The 25935-nt window shown below is 48.3% G+C and carries 27 protein-coding genes; 2 read left to right on the plus strand and 25 right to left on the minus strand.

Features of this window, described 5'->3' with window-relative positions; genetic code table 11:
- Window positions 1-5: 5 nt before the first annotated feature.
- From sdaAB to AR442_RS11605, 3 genes are all read right to left on the minus strand, one after another.
- On the minus strand, window positions 6-668 hold the full coding sequence (gene sdaAB / locus AR442_RS11595; protein WP_017417764.1) for an L-serine ammonia-lyase, iron-sulfur-dependent subunit beta: 663 nt from the start codon (window positions 666-668) through the stop codon (window positions 6-8).
- A gap of 142 nt (window positions 669-810) precedes the next feature.
- Window positions 811-2478, minus strand: coding sequence for a DAK2 domain-containing protein (locus AR442_RS11600; RefSeq protein WP_022553356.1), 1668 nt, complete (start codon window positions 2476-2478; stop codon window positions 811-813).
- 15 nt (window positions 2479-2493) lie between these two features.
- Window positions 2494-2856, minus strand: coding sequence for an Asp23/Gls24 family envelope stress response protein (locus tag AR442_RS11605; RefSeq protein WP_003154327.1), 363 nt, complete (start codon window positions 2854-2856; stop codon window positions 2494-2496).
- A gap of 258 nt (window positions 2857-3114) precedes the next feature.
- On the opposite strand from AR442_RS11605, the gene rpmB reads away from it, so the two are divergent.
- Window positions 3115-3303 carry a 50S ribosomal protein L28 gene (gene rpmB, locus AR442_RS11610; protein WP_003154328.1) on the plus strand — a complete coding sequence of 63 codons (189 nt, stop codon included), beginning with the start codon at window positions 3115-3117 and terminating at the stop codon, window positions 3301-3303.
- A gap of 77 nt (window positions 3304-3380) precedes the next feature.
- Here rpmB and spoVM read toward each other — a convergent pair whose 3' ends face one another.
- The 17 genes from spoVM to AR442_RS11695 all read right to left on the minus strand — a co-directional run bounded on the left by spoVM (window position 3381) and on the right by AR442_RS11695 (window position 20935).
- On the minus strand, window positions 3381-3461 hold the full coding sequence (gene spoVM, locus AR442_RS11615) for a stage V sporulation protein SpoVM (protein ID WP_003154329.1): 81 nt from the start codon (window positions 3459-3461) through the stop codon (window positions 3381-3383).
- An 86-nt stretch (window positions 3462-3547) separates the two neighbouring features.
- Window positions 3548-4192, minus strand: a complete 645-nt coding sequence (locus AR442_RS11620) for a thiamine diphosphokinase (protein ID WP_022553357.1) — start codon at window positions 4190-4192, stop codon at window positions 3548-3550.
- Window positions 4193-4260: 68 nt separating this feature from the next.
- Window positions 4261-4911, minus strand: coding sequence for a ribulose-phosphate 3-epimerase (rpe, locus tag AR442_RS11625; RefSeq protein ID WP_014417749.1), 651 nt, complete (start codon window positions 4909-4911; stop codon window positions 4261-4263).
- A 1-nt stretch (window position 4912) separates the two neighbouring features.
- Window positions 4913-5803 (minus strand): ribosome small subunit-dependent GTPase A, encoded by an 891-nt coding sequence (gene rsgA / locus AR442_RS11630; RefSeq protein WP_021493697.1) that lies wholly within the window; start codon window positions 5801-5803, stop codon window positions 4913-4915.
- 14 nt (window positions 5804-5817) lie between these two features.
- Window positions 5818-7761: a Stk1 family PASTA domain-containing Ser/Thr kinase gene (gene pknB / locus AR442_RS11635; RefSeq protein ID WP_021493698.1), complete on the minus strand. Its 1944-nt coding sequence runs from the start codon at window positions 7759-7761 to the stop codon at window positions 5818-5820.
- On the minus strand, window positions 7755-8516 hold the full coding sequence (locus AR442_RS11640; protein ID WP_017417762.1) for a Stp1/IreP family PP2C-type Ser/Thr phosphatase: 762 nt from the start codon (window positions 8514-8516) through the stop codon (window positions 7755-7757). The genes pknB and AR442_RS11640 overlap by 7 nt, the downstream gene beginning before the upstream one ends.
- 5 nt (window positions 8517-8521) lie before the next feature.
- Window positions 8522-9613 carry a dual-specificity RNA methyltransferase RlmN gene (gene rlmN, locus AR442_RS11645; protein WP_014417746.1) on the minus strand — a complete coding sequence of 364 codons (1092 nt, stop codon included), beginning with the start codon at window positions 9611-9613 and terminating at the stop codon, window positions 8522-8524.
- Between the two features lie 3 nt (window positions 9614-9616).
- Window positions 9617-10960 (minus strand): 16S rRNA (cytosine(967)-C(5))-methyltransferase RsmB, encoded by a 1344-nt coding sequence (rsmB, locus tag AR442_RS11650; protein WP_053284996.1) that lies wholly within the window; start codon window positions 10958-10960, stop codon window positions 9617-9619.
- Window positions 10947-11900: a methionyl-tRNA formyltransferase gene (gene fmt, locus AR442_RS11655; protein WP_017417760.1), complete on the minus strand. Its 954-nt coding sequence runs from the start codon at window positions 11898-11900 to the stop codon at window positions 10947-10949. The genes rsmB and fmt overlap by 14 nt, the downstream gene beginning before the upstream one ends.
- A 4-nt stretch (window positions 11901-11904) precedes the next feature.
- A complete protein-coding gene (gene def, locus AR442_RS11660; protein WP_014417743.1) occupies window positions 11905-12387 on the minus strand; it encodes a peptide deformylase in 483 nt (160 codons plus the stop codon).
- 24 nt (window positions 12388-12411) lie between these two features.
- Window positions 12412-14823 carry a primosomal protein N' gene (priA, locus tag AR442_RS11665; protein ID WP_053284997.1) on the minus strand — a complete coding sequence of 804 codons (2412 nt, stop codon included), beginning with the start codon at window positions 14821-14823 and terminating at the stop codon, window positions 12412-12414.
- Complete coding sequence (gene coaBC / locus AR442_RS11670; protein WP_014417741.1) at window positions 14820-16040, minus strand: bifunctional phosphopantothenoylcysteine decarboxylase/phosphopantothenate--cysteine ligase CoaBC; 1221 nt, start codon at window positions 16038-16040, stop codon at window positions 14820-14822. The genes priA and coaBC overlap by 4 nt, the downstream gene beginning before the upstream one ends.
- Before the next feature lie 90 nt (window positions 16041-16130).
- Entirely contained in the window at window positions 16131-16334 is a 204-nt protein-coding gene (gene rpoZ / locus AR442_RS11675) for a DNA-directed RNA polymerase subunit omega (protein WP_003154346.1), read from the minus strand.
- A 3-nt stretch (window positions 16335-16337) separates the two neighbouring features.
- A complete protein-coding gene (gene gmk, locus AR442_RS11680) occupies window positions 16338-16952 on the minus strand; it encodes a guanylate kinase (RefSeq protein ID WP_003154347.1) in 615 nt (204 codons plus the stop codon).
- Between the two features lie 7 nt (window positions 16953-16959).
- On the minus strand, window positions 16960-17229 hold the full coding sequence (remA, locus tag AR442_RS11685; protein WP_003154355.1) for an extracellular matrix/biofilm regulator RemA: 270 nt from the start codon (window positions 17227-17229) through the stop codon (window positions 16960-16962).
- A gap of 76 nt (window positions 17230-17305) precedes the next feature.
- Entirely contained in the window at window positions 17306-18181 is an 876-nt protein-coding gene (locus AR442_RS11690; protein ID WP_014417740.1) for a YicC/YloC family endoribonuclease, read from the minus strand.
- An 81-nt stretch (window positions 18182-18262) separates the two neighbouring features.
- Window positions 18263-20935, minus strand: a complete 2673-nt coding sequence (locus AR442_RS11695; RefSeq protein ID WP_014417739.1) for a calcium-translocating P-type ATPase, SERCA-type — start codon at window positions 20933-20935, stop codon at window positions 18263-18265.
- Between the two features lie 119 nt (window positions 20936-21054).
- On the opposite strand from AR442_RS11695, the gene AR442_RS11700 reads away from it, so the two are divergent.
- Window positions 21055-22761, plus strand: coding sequence for an Rqc2 family fibronectin-binding protein (locus AR442_RS11700; RefSeq protein ID WP_014417738.1), 1707 nt, complete (start codon window positions 21055-21057; stop codon window positions 22759-22761).
- 81 nt (window positions 22762-22842) lie between these two features.
- Here AR442_RS11700 and AR442_RS11705 read toward each other — a convergent pair whose 3' ends face one another.
- The 5 genes from AR442_RS11705 to cysC all read right to left on the minus strand — a co-directional run bounded on the left by AR442_RS11705 (window position 22843) and on the right by cysC (window position 25931).
- Entirely contained in the window at window positions 22843-23091 is a 249-nt protein-coding gene (locus AR442_RS11705) for a hypothetical protein (protein WP_014417737.1), read from the minus strand.
- A gap of 93 nt (window positions 23092-23184) precedes the next feature.
- A complete protein-coding gene (locus AR442_RS11710) occupies window positions 23185-23673 on the minus strand; it encodes a precorrin-2 dehydrogenase/sirohydrochlorin ferrochelatase family protein (RefSeq protein ID WP_014417736.1) in 489 nt (162 codons plus the stop codon).
- Window positions 23654-24439, minus strand: a complete 786-nt coding sequence (locus AR442_RS11715) for a sirohydrochlorin chelatase (RefSeq protein WP_014417735.1) — start codon at window positions 24437-24439, stop codon at window positions 23654-23656. The genes AR442_RS11710 and AR442_RS11715 overlap by 20 nt, the downstream gene beginning before the upstream one ends.
- Entirely contained in the window at window positions 24440-25213 is a 774-nt protein-coding gene (gene cobA / locus AR442_RS11720) for a uroporphyrinogen-III C-methyltransferase (protein WP_007409740.1), read from the minus strand.
- A gap of 124 nt (window positions 25214-25337) precedes the next feature.
- A complete protein-coding gene (gene cysC, locus AR442_RS11725) occupies window positions 25338-25931 on the minus strand; it encodes an adenylyl-sulfate kinase (RefSeq protein ID WP_007611313.1) in 594 nt (197 codons plus the stop codon).
- Window positions 25932-25935 lie beyond the last annotated feature (4 nt).

Genomic DNA, 25935 nt, shown 5'->3' on the forward strand with positions numbered 1-25935 from the left:
ACTTTTTAGTCAGCTATCTTAGTAACCTGTATAATATTAGGAAGTGTTGAAAGCTCGTCAAGCACTTCTTCTTCAATATTCTGATCGACCTCAATCGTCATCAGCGCTAGCTGGCCGACGTCCTTACGCGCCACTTCCATATGTCCGACGTTGATGGAGAATTTCGCCAGCACATTGGCGACGCCTGCAATCGTGCCGAATTTATCATTGTGAACGACTAAAATAGCCGGATGGTTTCCGGAAAGACGCAGCTCAAAGCCGTTGAGCTCCGTGATTTCTATTTTTCCGCCGCCGATGGAAATACCGGTAAGGGCAAGCTCTCCCTCATCATCAGAAATGACGATACGCGCCGTATTCGGATGAACGGGCACGGCATCCTCTGTACGGAACTCTACATATATGCCCTTCTCTTCCGCAATTTGAATCGCTGTTTTAATCCGTTCATCAAATGTATCAAAATCAAGCAGGCCGCCGATAATCGCGACATCAGTGCCGTGACCCTTATACGTCTCCGCAAATGATCCGTAAAAAGACACAATGATCCGGCGGGGCTCCCGCCTGAATAGGCTTCTGGCCACTCTGCCGATCCGGGCGGCGCCTGCGGTATGTGAACTGGACGGACCGATCATTACCGGGCCGATAATATCAAAAACGCTTCTATACTTCATGCTGGTTTGTTCCTCCTTAACATCACTTCATTCAGCGCTTTTCTTTAGACTAATTGAACATTTCTCAATTGGCAAGCAGGCACACTGCCGCACTGCCGCAGGTAAATAAAGACATAAGAATAGAAGGGCCTGATAAGCCCTTCTATTCTGCCGCAAATATATATGGATACAGAGGCTGTCTGCCGTTATGGATTTCAACCTCGATATCTTCACAGACGCTAGCAATATACTCAGCGAGTTTCTCAGCTTCTTCTTCCGGCGCGTCCTCTCCGTACAAGATGGTGACAATTTCATCTTCTTCCCCGATCATTTCATCCAGCAGCAATTTCGCCGCACTTATCCGATCTTCGGCGCTGCCGATAATTGAACTGTTTAAAATGCCGATAAAATCACCTTTTTTAATATCTTTGCCGTCAATATGGGTGTCTCTGACTGAATATGTCACCTGTCCGCTTTTCACATTCCGGATGGCCTCAAGCATATTGGCTTCATTTACGTCAGCCGGCTGGTCAGGGTTAAACGCAAGCAGGGCGGTCATGCCTTGAGGGACCGTTTTTGCCGGAATGACAATGACATTTTCTTCAGCCACGCTCGCCGCCTGATTGGCAGCCATCACAATATTGGAATTGTTCGGAAGAATGAAAACCGTCTCCGCATTGACAGACTGAACGGCTTCAACAATATCTTCCGTGCTCGGATTCATTGTCTGGCCGCCTTCGATTACGTGTGAAGCGCCGATGCTCGTAAACAATTCAGAAATGCCCTCTCCCATTGCCACAGTCACGATGCCAAAAGGCTTGCGGGCTTCTTTCATAACGCCGGCCGGCTTTTTTTCATCATGTTCTTGGCTGATTATTGAAGTATGCTGTTCCCTCATGTTTTCAATTTTAATTTTAATCAAATCGCCGTAACGCTGTGCGAGATTGAGTACGTTCCCTGGTTCTTCGGCATGAATATGGACTTTCGCCAGCGTATCATCAGCCACGACCAGCAGTGAATCGCCGAAACGGCTCAGTTCGTTTCTGAACGTCTCTTCCTTGAACGTCCGTTTATCTTGATCCAGCCTCACCATCACTTCCGTACAAAATCCGAATTCAATGTCTTCTGTACTCAGCATGCTCTGCGCGCTTTTATGATGCTCGGCATTCACCATATCATCAAGTGCCGGAAGAACCGCTTTTTTCGGTACGGCCTCTCCTTTTAAAGCAGCCAAAAAGCCTTCATATACACAAAGCAGACCTTTTCCGCCGCTGTCAACGACACCGACGTCCTTTAAAACAGGAAGCAGATCCGGCGTGCGGTTGAGCGACGCTTCCGCTTCTTCAATAACGGCCTCCATGACCGAAATAATATCGGTTTCTTCTTTGGCCGAGGCGACCGCTTTTTTAGCCGCATCCTTAGCCACGGTTAAAATCGTTCCTTCAACCGGTTTCATGACCGCCTTATATGCCATATCCACTCCCGCTTGGAGTGCTGCGGCAAATTCTTGGGCGTCTATTTGGTTTTTGTTTTCAATGCTCTTTGTGAAACCTCTGAACAATTGGGACAAGATCACCCCTGAGTTTCCTCTCGCTCCCATAAGCAGGCCTTTTGACAGGGCGATGCCGACTTTGCCGATGTCGGGTGAGTCAATGTGCTCTACCTCTCTTGCACCGGATGACATCGATAAATTCATATTTGTTCCGGTATCGCCGTCAGGCACGGGAAACACATTCAGCGCATCCACCGCGGATGCGTTTTGAGACAATGTCTCAGCCCCCGCCAGAATCATTGCCGCAAAAGCTCTCCCATCTAAGTTTCGTCTAGACAATACTCATCCTCCTCACTACGGGTTCGTTACTCGTACGCCTTGGACATAAATATTTACAGAATCAACTGCAAGTCCGATTGTTTGATTTACTGTGTATTTTACCTTCGTCTGAACATTGTGGGCTACTTCGGATATTTTAGTGCCGTAGCTGACAATAATGTACATGTCGATATGTATTTGTTCGGCTTCCTGACGGACATGTACGCCTTTTGCGAAGTTCTCTCTCCGGAGGATTTCAGACAAACCGTCTTTAATCTGGTTTTTTGAGGCCATCCCCACTATTCCGTAACAGTCAATGGCAGCGCCTCCGGCAACCATTGCGATGACTTCGTTGGATATATCAATCTGTCCGTATTTTGTCTTCATTTCAATGGACACACAGGTTCCTCCTTCAGGTGCATAGAGTTATCATTATTCTACTATATGTATCCCATTATGAAAAGAAAAGATACAGACAGCGGCCTTCAGCGCGGAAATGTGATTGGTTTTACATGTCAAGTGATTTTTCTTGAAAGTAAGGGAAACAATAGTTGCAAACGGTTTTTAGCTGTGGTAAATTATTTAAAGTATTGTATAACGAAAGCATCTGAGAAACTATGTTTGAAAAGATGTTTCGCGCAGTTAGGAGGGAAACAAATGGCACGTAAATGTTTTATTACAGGTAAAAAAACAAAAGCCGGAAACAACCGTTCTCACGCAATGAACGCTTCTAAGCGTACTTGGGGCGCCAACCTTCAAAAGGTCCGCATCCTCGTTGACGGCAAACCTAAAAAAGTGTATGTATCTGCCCGGGCTTTAAAATCCGGTAAAGTTGAGCGTGTATAAGCAAAAATGAACGCCTGCCCTTTTATGCGGCAGGCGTTTTTTATGCGTTCAAAGAGGGCAATTTCAGCTTCTTGGGCTTACTCTTTTCTAAATGAGCCCAGCATCGCCCGGACAATTCCTCCTAAAAACTTCGGCAATTTAATGGTATAAAATTTCATTTTGTCCCCTCCTATAAGTCCCGTATCCGCTGCGTTCATCACTTTAGGATTCATGGTTTTTTCCGCATATGGCAGAAGCCGCTTTTCTAATCCGCGCTCCTTACCATTATTAATATGCCTTTTGCAAACGAAAAAGTACCTCGTGAATGAATGAGTTCGTTACTAATACATAGTGTGGAACCCAGAGGAATATGACAATTATCAAGGGGATATTTAAAACCGTCGAGTGTCAGGCCGTCTGCCGCTTCCGTAAACGGAATGAAAGAAATATAGCGTCTGCGCGCTTTTTCTTCAATTGTATAACGGCCGGGCCCGAACATCTGAATGTCATTCTGCCGGTCGATCAGCTCGACATCGGTATTCTTGTGTAAGGCTTTATACAGCAGCTGGATGTTCCCTAAAAAGTGATCGGCTCTTCCGCCCGTCACACCGAATATCCGAATGGTTTCCGGTTCTTTTTGTAAAGCCCAGTCAAGGGCGAGTTCAAGATCGGTATAATCTTTTTCCGCCTGATACACATGGAGGGCCGGCGCCGCTTTTTGAATCTGCATGAGCTCCTCTTCCGTAATGCTGTCAAAATCACCGAAAGCTTCCTGCGGAATGATTCCGGCTTCCAAAAGAGCAACCGTCCCTTTATCGACTCCGACCCACGTCGTATCTCCGTCAGTGTATTCGGATAGATCGGGAATAAGCTCCCGCGGGCCGCCCGCAACGATATTGATTGTCTTCATATGTTTTCCTCTCTTTTAGACGCGAAAAGAGCCGGCGGCTTTCACCGGGCTCTTTTTCAGCATGTTTATTACGCGTTTCGGATGTCAGCGATGGCTTTTTTCCGATCCGGCTGATTATATACGGCAGACCCGGCAACAAGCAGATTGGCGCCCGCTTCAGCGCATAAAGGGGCTGTTTCTTTATTAACGCCTCCGTCCACCTCGATTAAAAGCTCAGACAGGCCTTTCTCCTCAGCCAGCTGTTTGACCTGACGGATTTTCGGCAGAACCGAATGAATGAAGCGCTGGCCGCCAAAACCGGGGTTAACCGTCATTAACAGCACAAGGTCAAGTTCCTCGATCACATGTTCAATCATTTGGACGGGCGTATGCGGATTGAGCACAACTCCCGCTTTTACCCCCTGCTCTTTTATCAATTGAATGGTCCGGTGAAGATGCGGACACGCTTCAGCATGAACGGAAAGGATGTCCGCGCCGGCTTTTGCGAATGCCGGTATGTAGCGGTCCGGGTTTTCAATCATAAGATGGACATCCAGCGGCAGATCAGTCACCGGACGGACGGCTTCAACGATAAGCGGCCCGATTGTAATGTTAGGGACGAAATGGCCATCCATGACATCAATATGGATATAGTCCGCCCCTCCTTTTTCCACGTCTTTAATTTCCTCGCCCAGTGAAGCAAAATCGGCGGAAAGAATTGATGGCGCAACCTTAATCATATTAATACCTCGGCTTTCTCTCTTTTATTTCCTGCATAAATTCTTTGTAATGCTCATAGCGGTACGGCTGAATCTCTCCTTCTTCCACCGCTTGCTTTACCGCGCATTTCGGCTCCTTAAGATGCAGACAGCCTCTGAATTTGCAAGAGGCGCTTATTTCTCTGATCTCAGGGAACGTGCTGCCCAGCTCATCTTCCTCAATGCCGGTAAATTCAAGCGAACTGAACCCCGGAGTATCCGCCACCAGACCGCCTGATGTATGAATGAGCTCCACATGGCGCGTCGTATGTTTTCCGCGTCCCAAATGCGCGGAAATCTCGTTTGTTTTCAGCTCAAGCTCCGGGCTGATCGCATTTAAAAGCGAAGATTTTCCGACTCCCGACTGACCGGCAAACACCGTCGTTTTGTTCTCGAAGTGTTTCACAATGCCTGTTAAACCGCTGTTTTCTTTTGATGACGTCACATATACGTCATAACCGATCCCCTGATAGTCTTTCACGTAAGAAAGTATCGCCTCTTTCGATTCCCCGTCTGCAGCTAAGTCTATTTTGGTTATGCAGATGATCGGGTGAATGCCGTTGGCTTCCACAAGGACGAGAAAACGGTCCAATAAAGACGTGCTGAACGCCGGCTGAACGGCAGAAAAGACGAGAACGGCCTGATCGACATTTGAAATCGGCGGCCTGATCAGCTCGTTTGTTCGTTCTTTGATTTCCAGCAAGTAGCCTTCTTTATCATTTTCAGCCTGATAAACGGCATAATCGCCGACCAGAGGCGTTATTTTATTTTTTCTGAAAATGCCCCGGCCCCTGCATTGAATGATCTTGTCCTGTGATTCATCCAAGACATAATAGAATCCGCTTAACGCTTTTATAATTTTGCCCTCAGGCATAGGGTCCCTCCTTGTCAGTCATTATCTTTCGGGTATTCAATCGTTTTGTAGCTGACGACTTTATGATCGACCATCACTTGGTAATACCCCTTCTGTCCCTGATCAATCTTCAGTTCAATTGTTTTTTCAGTCGGCTCTTTTATTTTAAATGAGTCATACGTATCAGAGATGCTGTGGTCCTTATCATCGATGGCGATTTGCACTTCAAGCTCGTCCCCTTCATGTTCGGGTTCGTAAGGAATGCTGATTTTTTCTTTTACCGTTTTCGCCGGTTTTTCTTCAGGTCCGAGCGAGAACGTCACTTCAACATTACTTCCCGGCTTAACCGCAGTGCCGGCTGCCGGCTCTTGCTTCATGACTTGTCCTTTTGGCACGTCATCTGAATGGGCTTGTTTTTCAACAAGCTGCAGGCCGTTATCTTCAAGATACCCTGAAGCCGCTTCTTTGCTGTAAGTCTTTAAGTCCCTCAGCGTAACGTCCGCCGGGCCGAGGCTGACCGTTAGATTGACTTCATCGTCGCTTCCGACCATGTCGGTGCCGGCTGACGGGTCCTGATCAATTACGGTGCCGGCCTCGCTGTCATCGTTCTCTTCTTTGACATTGACATGTTTGAAGCCTTTGTCCTTCAGCGCTTTTTTTGCGTCGCCGATCTGCCGCCCTTTCACGTCGATCAGCTGGGTTTTCGGTTTTCCGATGCTTTTGTACAGTTTTACAGAAGAGCCTTCTTTAACGGTAGACCCCGCTTTTGGGTCCGTTTTGACCATTAATTCCTCTTCTATTTTGTCATCTTCAATGTCCGTTATATCAGGATCCGCCCGGAGCCCGTTCTTTTCAAGCAGTGCTTCCGCTTTTTCGTACTTCATGCCCCGTACGTCGGGGACGCTTACATCTTTAGGCATAAATAAAGACGGGAACACAGTGACAGCAAGAACAGCCGCCATAATGAAAATGAAACAAACGGACAGCAAAACCCACGGCCATTTCCGTTTTTTCTTTTTGGCGGGCTGCTGTTCCTTATCGTCCGTCTCCCCCGGCGTTTCCGCCTGAGGTGCGGCTTTTGCGCCGTCAGTAATAACGGGAATGGCTTTTGTCATTTCCTCATCATCCTGAACGGAAAATTTTTGTTCATTCAGCCTGCCGGCGTCAAAAGCCGTTCTGATGTCCGCTTCCATGTCCTCGGCGCTTTCATAGCGGTGAAACGGGTCTTTAGCGGTTGCCTTTAAAATAATGTTTTCGACGCTCTGCGGAATGGAAGGGTTCCACTTTCTGGCGGAAGGCGTTTCTGTTTGCAGATGCTTAAGCGCTATGCTGACTGCTGATTCTCCGTCAAAAGGGATTTTACCTGTTAAAAGCTCAAACAGCACGATGCCGAGCGCGTAAATATCTGATTTTTTCGTTGCAAGACCGCCTCTCGCCTGCTCCGGAGACAAATAATGAACCGAGCCCAGCACAGAATTCGTATGTGTGATTGTCGTAGACGTAAGCGCTGTGGCGATGCCGAAATCCGTCACCTTGATATGCCCTAAATGATCTATCAATATATTGTGCGGTTTAATATCCCGGTGCACGATATGGTTTTGATGGGCATGGGCGATGGCCGAGACGATCTGCTCCATAACGGACAGCGCTTCTTTCGGATGAAGCGGCCCGTGTGCGGTTATGTATTCCTTTAATGTCATGCCTTCCACATATTCCATGACAATGTAATAAATATCGCCTTCCTCTCCGATATCGTAAATACTGACGATATTCGGATGATCGAGGCTTGATGCCGACTGTGCTTCTCTTCTGAAACGCCTGATAAAATCAATGTCATTCACAAAGTCAAACCGCAGAATTTTAATTGCGACTTCACGTTCGAGAATGATGTCCTCAGCTAAAAAAACGTTTGCCATTCCGCCGCCGCCAATGGGCCGGAGGATATGATAACGCCCGCTGATCCGCTTGCCGGTTAGCACTTGTCTTCACCCTCTTTTGCATCTGCGGAAAACTCAATCAACACAGCCGTGATGTTATCTTCGCCGCCGTTTTGATTCGCTTTGCTGATGAGAAGGTCTACTTTTTCCTGAGGATCAGATTCGGCTTGAAGCATTTGTTTGATCTCGTGATCTTCTATTTTATTTGACAGTCCGTCAGAGCATAAAAGCAGCTGATCGCCGTCAGACAGTTCAAAAGAACGGGCGTCGGAACTGATGGTTTCATCTGTCCCCAGCGCTCTCGTCAATACATTTTTCCGCGGGTGGTGCTCGGCGTCCTCTTTCGAAATTTCCCCCGTCTTGACCAGCTCATTCACAAGCGAATGGTCTTCAGTCAGCTGAGTGAATTCCCCATCTTGAAGCAGGTAGCACCGGCTGTCTCCGATATGAGCCACAGTGACAAACTTCCCCGTGAATAAGGCGCAAACAACGGTGGTGCCCATTCCCCGGCATTCTTCATTCGCTTTAGCGTGGTCATGTACTTTGACATTCGCCTCATGAATCCGGTCTTTCAGCCAATCCTCGCAAGCAGACGGCAGAGAAGGAACCGTTTCGGTCCGGTTCCACTGCTCTTCCATCGCCGCAACCGCCATCCTGCTCGCTACATCTCCGGCAAGATGACCGCCCATGCCGTCGGCGACAACCGCAAGCACCGCGTCTTCTTTTGTGAAAATGCCCGCCGCATCTTCATTATGCCGGCGGACTTTACCTGTATCTGTTTTCAAGGCTGTAATCAACCTCTTCACCTCGTCTCGTCTTGACGCTCCTTCGCGCGAAGCTGACCGCAGGCCGCGTCAATGTCATGGCCTTGCTCTCTTCTGATCGTGACATTTACACCGCGGGATTTTAACGTTTTTTCGAATGCGAAAATCTGATCTCTCGGTGTGCGGACGTAATCCCGTTCAGGCACATAGTTTACCGGAATTAAATTGACATGGCATTTCACGTCTTTTAACAGTTCTGCAAGCTCTTCTGCATGTTCGACCTGATCATTTACGCCGCCGAACAGCCCGTATTCAAAGCTGATCCGTCTGCCTGTTTTCTCGATGTAATATTTGACGGCCTCCATAAGGTCAGGAAGCTTATAGGCTTTGTTAATCGGCATCAGGCGGCTTCTGATTTCCGTATTCGGAGCATGCAGAGAAATCGCGAAATTGATCTGCATTTTTTGATCGGCGAAATCGTAAATCTTCGGAATGATTCCGCTGGTGGAAACTGTGATATGACGCGCTCCGATGTTCAGCCCTTTATCGTGGTTAATGATTTTCAAGAAAGCGAGCATTTCGTTAAAGTTATCAAAAGGTTCACCGATTCCCATGATCACGACTGAGCTGACGCGTTCATCCGTTTCATCAAGCGCCTTTTGCACTTTCACGACTTGAGCGACGATTTCTCCCGCTTCAAGATTCCGTTTCAGACCGCCGAGCGTTGACGCGCAAAATGTGCAGCCGATCCGGCAGCCGACCTGTGTCGTTACACATACAGAATTACCATACTCGTGTCTCATTAAAACCGTTTCGATCGTATAACCGTCATGAAGCTCAAATAAAAATTTCATCGTGCCGTCTTGAGATGTCTGTTTTACAGCCGTTTTCAGCGTTGTCAGCACAAAATGGCTCTCGAGTTTTTCACGCAGGCTTTTTGAGAGGTTTGTCATTTCATCAAATGAAGAAACCCGCTTTTCATAGAGCCATTCAAAAATCTGTGCTGCGCGGAACGGCTTTTCGCCATTCTCAGTCAGCCATTGTTTGATTTCATCTAATTCAAAAGAGTAAATGGACGGCTGCTCAGTCCGCAGCTCTTTCCGTACGCTTGTCTTTTTTAATTGTGTCATTTTTTATCCCTTCTTTCTCATGCTGCTAATAAAGAAACCGTCTGTTCCGAAATAATGCGGAAGAATTTGAAGGCTTCCATCCTGAACAAAGGGTCTCGCCTTTTCAGGCAGCCGCTTTTCAAGAGACAAATCGGGTTCAAACTCAGGGTGTTCTTGTATAAACGCATGCATAACTTCTTCATTTTCTGTCCGGTCCATTGTACACGTACTGTATACGAGTGTGCCACCTTTTTTTACTAATGGGGCGATTTCCCTTAAAATGCCGAGCTGGATTTCTGACAGCCGTCTGCTGTCCTCCGGCGTCTTCGTATATTTCATATCGGGTTTTCTTCTGATGACGCCGAAACCTGAGCAAGGGGCATCAACGAGAATACGGTCAAACCGTTCTGCGCCAAAGGCCTCTCCCGCTTTTCGCGCATCCATCGTTTGTGCGTCGATGATCGTAAGTCCGAGCCGTTCTGCGCCCTCTTTAATCAGCTTCACTTTATGGCGGTGAAGATCAAGCGATGTGAGGCTCCCCTCGTTCTCCATCAGTTCCGCAATGTGAGCCGACTTTCCGCCCGGTGCGGCGCATGCGTCTAAAACGGTTTCGCCCGGCTTCGGGTCCAGCGCCCGCGCGACAAGCATTGAGCTTTCATCCTGTATGGATACCCGGCCGTTTTGGAAAAATGCCGTGTTCGCGATGCTTCCTTTTAAAAGCTTAATCGCATCAGGAGAAAGGTCTCCGGCTTCTGCTTCCAGACCGGCATTCTCCATCTCATTCAGCACCGTTTCCCTGTCGCTCTTTATGTGATTGACACGGAGCGTCTGCTTCGGCGGAATGAGATGAATCCGGCAGATCTTTTCAGCCGCCTCAAAGCCGTACGCCTCGACCCACTCTTTTACGAGCCATTCGGGATGGCTTGTCTCTGCAGAAAGACGGAGAACCGGGTCTTCAATTTCAGCGAATGACGGCGCCCCCTCACGCTGCAGGGAGCGGAGGATGCCGTTGACAAAGGACGCAATGCCCTTATGCCCGCGTTTTTTGGCGATTTCAACCGCTTCATGGATGGCGGCGCGATCCGGAATTTTTTCTAAATACTCCATTTGATACGCGGACAGACGAAGCAGCTGAATCACCCACGGCTTCACCTTATTCGGCTTGCGGATAAAAGGCTTCAGCATAAAGTCTAAGGCGATTTTATTTTGCAGCGTTCCGTAGACAAGCTCTGTCAGCAGCCCTCTGTCCTGATCGCTGAGCGTGTTCGTTTTGATAACCGATGTAAGAAGCAGGTTGCTGTATGCCTGATTTTGCTCAAGCTTCTCAAGCGCTTCGAGGGCGAGCTCCCGGACATTAATTTTTTTCATTTGCTTCTCCTAACACGTCACCGGGCTGCACATTTTTGCCCCTTACAAAATCTTCGCCCTTCATCCGTTTTTTTCCCGCCGGCTGCAGCTCTGTGATTAAAAGGGCGGTGCTGTTTCCTGATGCGACGACAATGCCGTTTTGCTCCGTGCGGATGACTGTTCCGGGCGCAGCTTCAGTTTTTGCCGCAACTTTTTCAGAAGCCCATACTTTAATATTTTGACCGTTCAAAGTTGTATAGGCGACAGGCCAAGGGTTTAAACCTCTGATCTGGTTGTAAATCTCTTCTCCGGGCTTTGCCCAATCAATCCGCTCCTGCTCACGCTTAATGTTAGGCGCGTAAGTCGCTTTTGATTCGTCCTGTTTGATCGGTTTAATATTCCCGGAAATGACGTTCGGAACGGTCTCTGACAAAAGCTTTGCCCCCGCTATGCTTAATTTGTCGTGAAGCGTGCCGACGTTATCCGTTTCATCAATTTCCACTTCGATTTTAGAAATCATATCGCCCGCATCAAGCTTTTCAACCATATACATGATCGTCACGCCCGTTTTCTTCTTGCCTTGGAGAATCGAATAATGTATCGGCGCTCCGCCTCTTAATTCAGGCAATAGTGACGCGTGTACGTTGATACAGCCGTATTTCGGGCCGTCCAGCAGCTGCTTGGGGAGGATCTGTCCGAATGCCGCCGTAACAATCAGGTCCGGCTTCAGGCTGAGCACTTTTTCTATTTCTTCTTCGAGCCTTACTTTTTCGGGCTGAAGCACGGGAATGCCGTGACGTTCAGCTTCAGCCTTTACAGGAGGGGGCGTCATGATTTTTTTTCTGCCTTTCGGGCGGTCAGGCTGCGTAACGACACCAACCACTTCATATCCGTCTTCAATAAGCGTGCGCAGGACGGGAACTGAAAAGTCGGGCGTTCCCATAAAAACGATCCTTGTCATCCAATCATCCTTCCATTTCTGCCAGTTCTTCTTCAGTGTAGTAAGCCGTAATTTTTGATGTGAATAAAATGCCGTCTAAATGATCCATTTCATGCTGAACGGCTCTGGCCAAAAAACCCTCCGCTTCTAAAATAAACGGTTTTCCTTTACGGTCATAGGCTTTTACCTTTACGTAATCCGGGCGGGTGACATCGCCGTAAACCCCGGGAAAGCTTAAGCAGCCCTCGACTCCGGTCTGTTCACCGCTCTTTTCAAGAATAACCGGATTTACAAGGTCGATCCGGCCGCTTTCTTCACCGATGTCCACGACGGCCGCTCTTTTTAAAATGCCGATTTGCGGCGCGGCGAGGCCGACGCCATCCATTTCGAGCATCGTATCGTACATATCATCAAGCAGTTTTTTTAATTTTTTATCAAACACTGTCACTTCTTCGGCAGGTGTTTCCAGAACCTCCGCCGGGTGTGTGACGATTTTTTTCACAGCCAAAATTTTGCCCTCCAAAAACTAATGTTACATCAGCATGTACGGATTCATATCGATTGAAATCATTACATGCTTTTGCGCAATGTCGCGTTTATAGTGCTCCAGTATCTTTTTCAACTGAATCTGCAACTCGTTTTCCTGTCTGTATTTTATCACGCATTGATAGCGATATCTATCTTTGATCCTGGCGATCGGGGAAGCCGCCGGCCCGAGAATTTTCGAATCAGGCCCGCATCCCGCTCTTAAATAGTTTGTAATCTTTTCTGCGGTGACCGCGGCTTTTGCCGCTTCTTCATGAGAAACGGTCACCAGCGCCACGTAATAATAAGGCGGGTATGACTGGGCCCGTCTGTGCGCCATTTCCTGCTGAAAAAAAGTTTCATAGTCGTGCGTTTTCGTCAGCTGAATGCTGTAATGAGACGGTGTATACGTTTGAATGACCACCGTTCCCGGCTTTTCATGCCGCCCGGCCCGTCCGCTTACCTGCGTCAGCAGCTGGAATGTCTTCTCCGCAGCCCTGAAATCAGGGATGTGAAGCGTCGTATCTGCGCTTAATACTCCGACGAGCGTCACGTTCGGAAAATCAAGCCCTTTTGCGATCATTTGCGTACCGAGCAGGATATCCGCCTTCCCTTCACCGAACGCTGACAACAGTTTTTCATGGGCGCCTTTTCTTGAAGTGGTGTCCACATCCATCCTGATCACGCGCGCCTGAGGCAGCACTTTGGTAAGCTCCTCCTCCACACGCTGCGTGCCTGTGCCGAAAAAGCGGATATGTTCGCTGCCGCATTCCGGGCATGTTCCCGGGACAGGTTCCTCATGGCCGCAGTAATGGCATTTCAGCCTTTGTCCGTAGCGGTGATAAGTCATTGAAATGTCGCAATGCGGACATTGCGGCACATAACCGCAGTCCCGGCACATCACAAACGAGGAATACCCCCGTTTATTCAGGAAAAGGACAGCCTGCTCTTTTTTTGCAAGCTTCTCTTCCAGCTGTTCCATCAGCTCTCTTGAAAACATTGATCTGTTGCCGTTTCTCAGTTCTTCTCTCATATCAACGAGAGAAACGTCAGGCATGAGCTGGCGATTTACGCGATGTTTTAACGGTAGCAGCTCATAAACGCCTTTTTTCGCCCGCGCAAATGATTCCAATGTCGGCGTGGCGCTCCCGAGGACGACCGGACAGCTGTGATGCTCGGCCCGGCGGATGGCTACGTCCTTTGCATGATACCGCGGCATTTCCTCCTGCTTATAGGAAGATTCGTGCTCTTCATCAATAATGATCATGCCGAGATTTTCAAACGGGGCAAAGATGGCCGATCTGGCTCCGACAACAAGCCGGACTTCCTTGCGCTGAATCTTCCGCCATTCATCGTATTTTTCACCTGTGGATAATCCGCTGTGCATGACCGCAACCTGTGAGCCGAAGCGGCCTTTAAAACGGTTGACCATTTGCGGTGTCAACGAGATTTCCGGAACGAGCACGATGGCTTCTTGTCCTTTTGCCAGCACTTTTTCAATGGATTGCAGGTAAATTTCCGTTTTGCCGCTTCCAGTGACGCCGTGAAGCAGAAAGACGTGATGGACATGGTCGGCTACGGCTTGTTTAATCGGCTCAAAAGCAGCCCGCTGCTCTTCTGTAAGAGAGAGCGGCTCTGTTTTTTTGAACATTCTGTCCTGATAGGGATCGCGGTAAACCTCCTCAAAGCTTTCCGTAAGAAGCCCCTTTTTAAGAAGCGTTTTCAGCGTCGCGGAACTGGAATCGGTCTTTTTGCAAAGCTCGGCCGCGGAAATCTTTGCTCCCCCGCCGATAAAATAAGTAAGCACGGCGAGCTGTTTAGAAGCCTGCTTTGTCAATGAATCTGCGTGCCGGGCGAGTTCTTCTTTGTCTGCCCCCGCTTCGATCATGCGGATCATTTTTTTATTCGTTTTTTGGGCGACTTTATATGTGACATCAATGCTTCCTTTGCGCACGAATGTTTGAAGTGACGAAAGAATGCTTTCATCGGTAATATCCGAGTAGAGAAGACTTTTTTGATTCCTGAAAAGCTGTTTAATGTCCGGTGTCAGCGCTTCTTCGTCAACGACTTTCAGCTCTTTCTCGTACTTCGCCTTCAGTGCGGCGGGCAGCATTGCCTGAAGCGCCGTGATTTTAAACGACAGCGTTTTGTCAGAAAGCCATGAAGACAGCTGCATCAGTTCCTCAGTCAGAACGGGCGTCAAATCAAGAAGCTTCTCGACTTCCTTCATTGAGCCGCCGTTTAATTCAGACGAATCTTTCAAACCGGTCACAAATCCTTGAAGCTTGCGCGGGCCAAACGGGACAATCACCCGCATGCCGACTTCGATCATCCCTTTTAAATGATCGGGAATTTTGTAATCAAAGGGTCTGTCAATGTTTTTGGAGCTGACATCGACAATGACTTCTGCTACATTCATACCGGTTTTCGGTCCTCGGCTTTCAAAGCGGTCATTTCCTTCAGCATTTCAAAGGAAACATCAAGTTTAGACATAAGCGCAAGCTCCCGTTTTCTTCCGTCCCGGAAATAGAAGGTGACGACATTCGTATCCGTGCCAAATCCGGCCCCTTCCGCTTTCACATTATTCGCAACGATCATATCAAGGTTTTTCTGTTCGAGTTTTCTGCGCGCATAGCGTTCGACGTCTTGCGTTTCAGCCGCAAATCCGACCAGCAGCTGGTGTGTTTTCCGTTCGCCGAGTTCTTTCAGTATGTCTGCCGTACGGTTGAATTCGATCACGAGCGAACCGTCTTTCTTCTTCATTTTGTGATCAGAAACAGCCGCCGGCGTAAAATCGGCCACGGCCGCCGTCTTAATCACCATGTCGCATGAATCAAACACAGAAAGCACGGCTTCTTTCATATCAGCTGCCGATTGCACAGGAAGAAACTGATACAGCCCGACTGGCGGCTCTATTGACACCGGACCTGAAATCAGCGTCACCCGCGCTCCGAGACGGACGGCGGCTTCAGCAGCGGCGTAGCCCATTTTGCCGGTGGATTTATTTGTGAAGAAGCGGACAGGGTCCACGGCTTCGCGCGTCGGACCGGCCGTAATGACAATATGTTTTCCTTTCAGCGGCGCATCGTCTTCAGGCTCCTTAAAATGCTCTCTGACACGCTCAACAATAAGCTCCGGCTCCTCCAGCCTTCCTTTGCCGACATATCCGCATGCCAAATAGCCTTCACTCGGCTCGATAAAGCGGACCCCGTCCTGATAAAGCACAGAGATATTCCGTTTCACCGCCGGATGATCATACATATGGACATTCATCGCAGGCGCCACCCAGACCGGGGCCTCAGCCGCCAGCACCGTCGTTGTGAGCATATCGTCAGCAATTCCGTTGGCAAGCTTGCCGATGATATTTGCCGTAGCGGGCGCGACAATAATTAAATCCGCCCAGTCAGCGGCATCAATATGAGAAATCACCTTCGGATTTTGTTCATTAAATGTATCTGTATACACTTCATTCCGGCTCAGCGCCTGAAATGTCAGCGGAGAAACAAACTCACGCGCGGACTCAGTCATAATCACTTTGACGTTTGCGCCGGCCTGAACCAGCTTGCTCGTGAGTGCGGAAGCTTTATAAACGGCAATTCCTCCGCTTACGCATAGCAGAATGTTTCGGTTTTTCATGAAGTCTTCTCCCCTTTATGAAAGCATTGGACAAATCCCAAACGGAAAAAAATAACAACCTATGTAGAGATAGGTTGCTACGTGTGCTTGTTATTCGCTGTCTTCTCTTTCAAACGAAAGCAGGCCCGCGTCAATTTCTTCTAAAGCTTTGCCTACATATTTGTGAGAAATGGTATGTTCAATCTGCTGGTCTTTTTTGATCTGCATTTCACGCGCGCGTCTTGCAGACACGGTCACCAGCGTATATTTAGAATCTAATTTATTCATTAAAGAGTCAATTGACGGATCTAACATAAGTTATTCTACCTCCAGCATTTTCTTATATCTCGGAGCGACGCGTTCACGTTTTAAGTGCTCGGCGAGAACGATTGCGTTAATCTTATCACAAGCCGTTTGGATATCGTCGTTTTCAACGACATAATCATACGCGTCCATCATTTCGATTTCAGCTTTTGCGGCATTCATTCTGTTTTCGATTAAATCGTCGGTTTCAGTCCCTCTTGTCACGATTCTGTTTTTCAGCTCAGAAAGACTCGGCGGCGCTAAGAAGATAAACAGGCCTTCCGGAAATGCATTACGCACTTGGAGCGCGCCCTGCACTTCAATCTCTAAGAAGACGTCTTTTCCTTCTTGAAGCGTCTGTTCGACATAATCAACGGGCGTTCCGTAATAGTTGCCGACATATTCCGCCCACTCAAGCAGTTTGTTGTTTTCAATCATGCGTTCGAATTCATCTCTTGATTTAAAGAAATAATCGACGCCGTCGACCTCGCCCTCTCTCGGGTTTCTCGTCGTGACTGAAATTGAGTATTCAAATTTCGTGTCCTGTTGTGAAAATATTGCTTGCCGAACCGTTCCTTTTCCAACTCCGGAGGGACCTGAGAGAACGATTAATAACCCTCTTTCTTTCATGCGGCAATTACCCCTGCCCTTCATCCATAATTTCTTCTTTCACAGAAAGTCTGTGTGCAACTGTCTCAGGCTGGACGGCAGATAAGATAATGTGATCACTATCCATGACGACAACTGCACGGGTTCTTCGTCCGTATGTAGCGTCTATTAGCATTCCGCGGTCTCTTGCATCCTGGATCATTCGCTTTATTGGCGCAGACTCCGGGCTGACAATCGAAATCATCCGATTGGCGGAGATGATATTGCCAAATCCGATATTAATCAGTTTAATCGTCATCTTCTACGTTCCCCCTGTAAAATAGACGTCTCTAGTGTAACCTGAAGAGACCGTCTGTAAACAATACGCACAGTCGCTATTCTATATTTTGCACTTGTTCCTTCAATTTTTCAATAGAACTTTTCATTTCAACGACAAGCTTTGTGATTTGATGATCATTGGCTTTTGAGCCGATCGTGTTCGCTTCCCGGTTAAGCTCCTGAACAAGGAAATCAAGTTTGCGGCCGACTGCCCCGCCTTCTTTTAATATATCACGGAATTGAACAAAATGGCTCTTCAATCTGGTAATTTCTTCCGTAATATCAGAACGGTCGGCGAAAATGGCGCATTCCGTGATCAGCCTGCTTTCGTCGAGTGCGTCCTCCGTCCATTCCTTCATTCGGGCGTAAAGACGCTCGCGGTATTGAATAACAACGGCCGAAGCGCGCTCTTTCACCTGTTCGGACAGCGTCTCAAGCCGCTCAATGTGCAGAAAGCAGTCTTCCGCCAAAAGCCGTCCTTCTTTTTCCCTCATGTCACAAAGTTCCTTTACAGCCAGCTCAGCGGCTTCCCTGATGACTTCTTCAAGCTTGTCATCACGCATCTGTTCTTCGTGTATCTGCGCAATATGTTCAAATTTAAAGAAATCCATTGCATCGGGTTCTGCCGCCAGGCTGTAGCGCTCTTTCATGACGCGTGCGGCGCTCACATATTCATCAAGGAGCTCCCAATCGATGTTCAGGCTTCTTTTTATGAGCGCGTCACTGTTTACAGTGAGAAACAGCTCTACTCTTCCGCGCTGTATATGCTGCAATATCGTTTGTTTCAGCTTATCCTCTACATATAGCAAAGGCCGTGGCAGGCGGGCGTTCACTTCTTTGAACCGGTAATTGACGGATTTCAATTCAACGGTTGCCGAGAGATCGCCTTTTGTGCTGCTTGCGCTGCCGAAGCCTGTCATACTCCGTATCATATGAAACACCCAATTCTTTCCCGTTATCAAAATAAAAGGGCAATAGACATGCTATTACCCCTAAGATTATATCATATGGAATTATTTTTTTCTTGTCAAAAGTGAACCCGCCAGCAAAAAAGTAGGTATGCCCGACATACCGATAATCAGCATCCAATCGCCCGGCGTAATCGGCACTGTTTTGAAAATCGGCTGCAGCGGCGGATAATAGATGACGATGACCATCAGGAAGATAGAAGAAATGATGGCGCCGAGCAGATAGATATTTTCAAACGGATTCCGGGAGAAAACAGACGTTTCGCTCCGGCAGTCAAACACGTGTATAAGCTGAGCCAGGACAAGAGTCGCGAATGCAACGGTCTGTGCGTAGGGCAGATTTTCAGGATTGCGGTGATAGACGATGATAAACGCTAAAATGGTTGCGGCTCCGATTAAAAACCCTCTTGATACGACTTTCCAGCCCAGTTTTCGCGCAAACACTCCTTCTTTCGGATGCCGCGGCTTCCGCCTCATCAGATCTCCTTCCGGCTGATCCATACCGAGGGCCATCGCCGGCAGCCCGTCAGTGACTAAGTTCACCCACAATATCTGAATCGGAACGAGCGGCAGCGGCAGAGCGAGAAGCATCGCAAACAGCATCACTAAAATTTCACCGACGTTGGAGGCGAGCAAATATCGGACGAATTTTCTTATATTTTCATAGATATTCCGTCCCTCTTTTATGGCTGATTTAATCGTAGCAAAGTTATCATCCACCAGAATGAGAGAAGAGGCTTCCTTTGCCACATCCGTTCCCGTCACGCCCATGGCAACACCGATATCTGCCTGCTTTATGGCCGGCGCGTCATTAACCCCGTCTCCCGTCATGGCGACGACGTGTCCGTTTTCCTGAAACGCTTTGACGATTTTCAATTTATGTTCAGGTGACACGCGTGCGAAGACGTAGACATCATCGACCGTTTCGATAAGTTCTTTCTCCGTAAGCTCATTCAGCGTCTTGCCGTCCATCACACGCCCCTTTTTCGGAAGAAGACGCAAATCTTTTGCAATGGCCTTTGCCGTTTCGACGTGATCTCCTGTGATCATAACCGTTTTAATGCCGGCCTCACGGCATTCTTTAATGGCCTGTCTGACCTCCGGACGGGGCGGATCAATCATGCCTGACAAGCCGAGCATCGTCAGATTTTTTTCCGCCTGCTCCATTGTCGGCTTTTCTCCGGGCTTAAGCGGTTTATAAGCAATCGCGATCGTACGCAAAGCTTGCGACGCCAGCTCTTTCAGAACCGCTTCCGTTTCTGCTTTCTTTTCTCCTGAAAAAGGCGTACTTCTTGCGCCGTGCATCAGATGTGACGAGCGGTCAATCAGCACATCGGGCGCTCCTTTAGTGATGACGAACTGCTTTTTTTCCTTATCCTCTATAATGACGGTCATCATTTTGCGGACGGAGTCAAACGGAAACTCGGCAACCACGCGGTATTGCCCGCTGAGCCAATCGTTTGAATAGCCGCCCTTTCTTGCAGCCGTCAGCAGCGCTCCTTCTGTCGGATCACCGTCGAGTACATAACGGCCGTCTTTCAGTGAGATTTCAGATGTGTTGCACAACGCGCCGAAAACCAGCATCTGTTCAAGAATCTTCTCATCTTTCGGCTTGATTTCCCGCTCATCGCGAGTGAAAACGCCCTCCGGCACATAGCCGATGCCCGACACTTTATAAATTTTGCCGCCTGACCACATATGGGTGACGGTCATTTTGTTTTGTGTCAGCGTGCCGGTTTTATCAGAACAAATGACAGAGGCGCAGCCCAATGTTTCAACCGCCGGGAGCTTTCTGACAATTGATTTTTGTTTGATCATGCGCTGGACGCCGATTGATAATGCCACCGTAACAATGGCGGGAAGCCCTTCCGGAATCGCGGCGACGGCCAATGACACCCCGGCCAAAAACATGCTGTAAAGATCATGTCCCTGTAAGACGCCGACTGCAACGACCAATACCGTTAAAAGGAGCGCGACGATAATTAAAATTTTGCCGAGCTCTTCAAGTCTTCGCTGTAGCGGTGTTGAAAGGCTGCCGGCGGATTCCAGCATATCGGCGATTTTCCCCATTGCCGTATTCATTCCTGTACCGACAACGACGCCGACACCGCTGCCGCGCGTTACGATCGTACCCATAAACGCCATATTGCTGATGTCGCCTAACGAAACATCCGGCTTTCTCAATTTATCGGCTTGTTTAACCACCGGAATTGATTCCCCGGTCAGCGCCGATTCCTCAATTTCAAGGCTTTTCGCTTCAACGATCCGCACATCCGCGCCAATCCGGTCGCCGCTTGAAAATTTCATGATATCGCCGGGAACGAGCTCCTTGGACTGAATTTTCTTCCAGCTCCCGTCCCGCAACGCTGACACATACGGCGTTGACAGCTCTTTTAATGCATGTAAAGACTTTTCCGCCCGCCGCTCTTGAAAAAAACCGAGAACCCCATTGACAAATACAATCGCCATAATCGCTACGGCATCTACATATTCGCCTAAAAACCCGGATATTAAGGTTGCCGCCAGCAGCACGAGCACCATAAAATCTTTAAATTGGGCGAAAAACACGGCGATCGCCGGTGTCCTCTTGCCCTCCTGAAGCTCGTTCGGCCCGTGCTTTTCAAGGCGTTTTTTCACCTCTTTTTCGGTCAACCCCTGTTTAATGGACGTATTTGTTGCTTTCAGCAAATCGGTTTGTCCCATTTCATGAAACTTCATTCTTCTCGTCCACTCCCCTGCCTCGCTTTAGAGATGTCACTCTGTAAACAAGCTTATTCTGACTCGTCCCTTTTCATGCTATAATTATCGAATGCAGGAAGAAGGAAAGGGTGTTTTATATGTCTTTTGATGGCATGTTTACATACGGAATGACACATGAATTAAACAGCCGGATTGCCGGAGGCCGGATCACGAGAGTCCATCAGCCTTTTAAGCACGATGTGATATTCCATATCCGCGCTAACGGAAAAAACCATAAATTATTATTATCGGCGCATCCGAGCTATTCACGGGTGCACATGACGAATCAGGCCTATGAAAATCCGAGCGAGCCGCCGATGTTTTGTACGCTGCTCAGAAAGCATATAGAAGGCGGATTTATTGAGAAAATAGAACAGGCCGGATTAGACCGGATTATGATATTCCGCATAAAAAGCAGAAATGAAATCGGCGACGAAACCGTAAGAACGCTGTATGTTGAAATTATGGGACGGCACAGCAATATTATCCTGACTGACGGAGAAGGAGCCATCATCGACGGGCTGAAACATTTATCTCCGTCGATGAACAGCTACCGGACCGTTCTGCCGGGCTATGATTACAAGCTTCCTCCCGCTCAGGAAAAAATTTCGCCGCTCGCCGCGGACGAAGAAGACGTTTTGCGTTATCTCAGTTTTCAGGAAGGACGGCTTGACCAGCAGATCGTCAGACATTTCTCCGGTGTTTCTCCGCTGTTTGCAAAAGAAGCCGTTCACAGAGCGGGTCTCGCTAACAAAATAACGCTGCCGAAGACGCTGATTGAAATGTTCCATGCCGTGAAAGATTGCAGGTTTACACCAAACATTACAACAGCCGGCGGAAAGGAATACTTTTATCTCCTGTCTCTCACACATGTAAACGGAGAGGAGCGCACCTTTCACTCACTGAGTGAGCTGTTGGACCGGTTTTATTTCGGCAAGGCGGAACGCGACCGCGTCAAACAGCAGGCTCAGGATCTCGAGCGGTTTGTCGCAAATGAACGGAAAAAGAACGCCAATAAGATAAAAAAGCTGGAAAAGACGCTCGACTACTCAGAGAATGCGAAGGAATTCCAGCTATACGGCGAACTGCTGACGGCGAATTTGTATATGCTGAAAAAAGGTGACAAAGAAGCGGAAGTCATCAATTATTATGATGAAGAAAGTAAGACGGTGACCATCCCTTTAAATCCGAACAAAACACCGTCAGAAAACGCGCAGATGTATTTTACAAAGTATCAAAAGGCGAAGAATTCCGTCGAGGTGGTAAAAGAACAGATCCGTCTGGCCGAGGAGGAAATCGCTTATTTCGATCAGCTGATCCAGCAGCTCTCCTCCGCCTCCACAAAGGATATTCACGAAATAAGGGAAGAGCTTGTGGAAGGCAAATATCTGCGACCGAAACAGCAGCGAGGACAGAAAAAGCAGAAGCAGCACGTTCCTGTTTTGGAGCAATATGAATCTTCACGGGGATTGACGATTCTTGTCGGCAAAAACAATAAACAAAATGAATACTTAACGACAAAAGCTGCCGCAAGGGATGATTTATGGTTCCACACGAAAGACATTCCGGGTTCCCACGTTGTGATTAAAAGCAGCGATCCGGATGAACAATCCATACTGGAGGCGGCTGCGATCGCCGCTTATTTTTCCAAGGCGAAAGATTCCGGCTCCGTTCCCGTTGATTATACAAAAATCAGACACGTGAAAAAGCCAAACGGCGCAAAGCCCGGATTTGTCACCTATGACAGCCAGCATACCGTATTTGTCACACCTGATGCCGACCTTGTCATACGGCTGAAAAAATAAACGCACCTCCAAGCTGAAACCCGCACTCAGCTTGGAGGTGTTTTTTATTACTTATAAACGGTGACGAAACTCTCCCAGCCGTCAGAACCGATCTTTACAGTATCTGATCAGTTTCCCGTCATGTCTGCCTGATCCGCCGGGGCCGTCTCTGATTAAAACGGTCACACCTGATTTGGCGGCGGATACTGTCACCTTCCCTCGCCGAACCTGAGCACATCCGGGCGGGTCTCTGACCTTTCCTTTGTATGCGGGCGGAATCCAGGCGGCATCGGGACCAGATACATATTCCGCGTCACTTCGCAATCCTGACCGCTTGTCGGCATATAACATTCAAACTGCCCGCTTTCGTTTTGAATTGTTCACATTCGGGGACTGTCAGGACAGTATAAAAAATACCCTGCCTGATGACAGACAAGGTGTTTTTTATGATCTTCTTCTTTTCTCAAATAAACGATCCACTTCTTCAGCCAAATCAGCAGTAATGAGAGGCTCTATGTCCTCAGCCAGTCTTTTCGTATGTGCCGGGCTTGCGCCGCTTGTTGATACGGATACTTGAATGCGACCTTTGCGGATGATCTTCGGCATATACACGCTGCCCTGTTCAGCCTCGCTTACACAATTGACCAGCTGTGTTTCAGAAGCGGTCGCGGCTATCTCCTGATTCACGCTGCGGTCATTTGTCGCGGCAATGATGAAAAAAGCGGGCGCGAGATCCTTCATTTCAATTTTACGGGAAACCCAGCGAATACGTCCTTCATCCGCCAGCTGTTTAATTTCAGGCAGGGCATCGGGACTGATTACAGTAATATCCGCGCCTTCCGGAAGCACCGTTTTGAGCCTTCTTAAGGCAACATTGCCTCCGCCCGCGATGATAATTCTTTTTCCGCTTAGATTAATGTGCAGAGGCAGCATACTGTCCCCCCTTAAAATCAAACTGGCCGCCGGGGTTTCGAACAGCTTCTGACACACGGTTCAAAAACGCCTGCTTAATATGCGGGTGAAAACCTAAGTATGAAGCGAGATGAACATTTTGATTGATCGTTTGAAGCTTTTGAACTTCCCGTTCAATCTCAGTCATTAAAAGCCCGGTAAACAGAAGATATGGAACGATAAAAACGGGTGCTCCGTCATCCTCTTCAAGGCCGGCAAACACTTCTTTATAGTGCGGGTCACATGCTGTTAAAAAACAAGGGATGACTTCTTTAACAGGTGTAATCGCCTCAAGTTTTCCGGCAATCTTACTGACTGCGTTTTTAACTGCCGGATCTGTGCTTCCTCTTCCGATCAGCACCACTTTCGCCTGCTCAATGGGCACTCCGGTATCTTCAATGCGATGATGCACCGCTTTTACGACTTCATCGTCCACTCCGATCGGAACACCATATGTCACTTTTATATCGGGATGCAGGGCCGCCGCACGGGCGATTTCAGCCGGAATGTCATGTTTTGCGTGGGCAGCGGTCAACAGCAGCAAAGGCACGGCCGCAATATGAGTGGCGCCTTGTCTGACACATGCTTCAAATCCCGCTTCAATAGACGGTTCCTGCAGTTCTAAAAAACAAATTTCCTGAATGGGAGCGTCAGCGTGCGGCATGCACCCTTTTAAAAACGCCGCCGACTCTGTCTGCGCTTTTTTCAGCCTGCTTCCGTGCCCGATGTATAAAATCGCCTGCTTCATTTACAACGCCTCGCTCAAATCCAGATTTTTCTGTTCAGATGCATACCAGTCCAGTTTGCAGTGATAATTGACGACATCACCGATAACAATTAAGCTCGGGTTTTTGATTTCTTCTTTTATCACTGTGTCTGAAAGCGTGCCGACGGTGCAGACGACTGTTTTTTGCCTGTCCGTCGTTCCCCAATGAATAAAGGCTGCCGGGGTGCCGGCGTCTCTTCCGTTTTCCAGCAGCATTCTTTCTATCTGCCGGATATTTTTAATTCCCATATAAATCACCAGCGTATCAATGCCCGTCGCCAGCGCTTTCCATTTTTCTTCAAAGTCGTCTTCTTGTTTATAATGCCCCGTAACGAATGCGACATTGGAGCTCGCCTCTCTGTGCGTCACGGGAATGCCGGCATAAGCAGCAGCCGCGATTCCTGATGTAATGCCGGGAACGATCTCAAACGGAATGGCGTTTTGCGCGAGAGCCTCCGCTTCTTCGCCTCCGCGGCCGAAAACAAACGGGTCGCCCCCCTTGAGCCTTACAACGGTTTTTCCTTTTTTCGCATACTTCACAAGGAAACGGTTGATCGTATCCTGTTTCATAATGTGAAAATCCGGGAGCTTGCCGCAGTAAATCAGATCCGCTTCTTCTCCGGCATACTGTAAAATCTCTTTGCTTACCAATCTGTCATATAATATAACATCCGCTTTCTGTATGGCTTTCATTGCCTTGACCGTTAATAAGTCCGGATCTCCCGGACCGGCTCCAACGATAAATACTTTCCCCATAGCATGTCTCCCCGATCCGTTTTGAAATCTTCCCAGAACAGCCGCGAGGCCGCACTTCAGCTATTTTACCATATCCCGCCATTAGGGGGGATATCCGGCTGATTGCGCGGCCTTTTTGGACCTATTATGCTAAGCTGTTTTTCACAAAGTCAACCAGTCTTCCCGTGCATTCTTCGCGTTCACATTTGCCTGAATCAAGTACGAGCTCAGGCGCTTTCGGCTCTTCATACGGTGAGTCGATCCCCGTAAAGAACGGAATTTCACCATTTCTTGCTTTTTTATATAAACCTTTCGGATCGCGTTTTTCACATATATCGAGGTCGCATTTCACATAGATTTCATTAAATTCGCCCTCTGCCACAAGCTCTCTCACCTGATCTCTGTCCTCACGGAACGGAGAAATAAAAGCCGTGATGACGATGGTTCCCTGCTGAACGAAAAGCTTCGCCACTTCCCCGATTCGGCGTATATTTTCCTTGCGGTCATCATCGGAAAAACCTAAGTCCTTGTTTAAGCCGTGGCGGATGTTATCACCATCAAGCACGATGACTTGATAGCCTTGTTCAAACAGCTCGCGCGCTGCGGCGTTTGCAATCGTGGATTTCCCTGAACCGCTTAAGCCCGTCAGCCAGAGGATAGAGCTTTTATGCTTGTTTTTCTGCTGGTATTCTTCTTTCGTTATTGAGGCTTCATGCCACACGATATCACGATTTGTCACTCTA

Origin of the sequence: Bacillus velezensis (assembly GCF_001461825.1) — a bacterium.
Lineage (GTDB): Bacteria > Bacillota > Bacilli > Bacillales > Bacillaceae > Bacillus > Bacillus velezensis.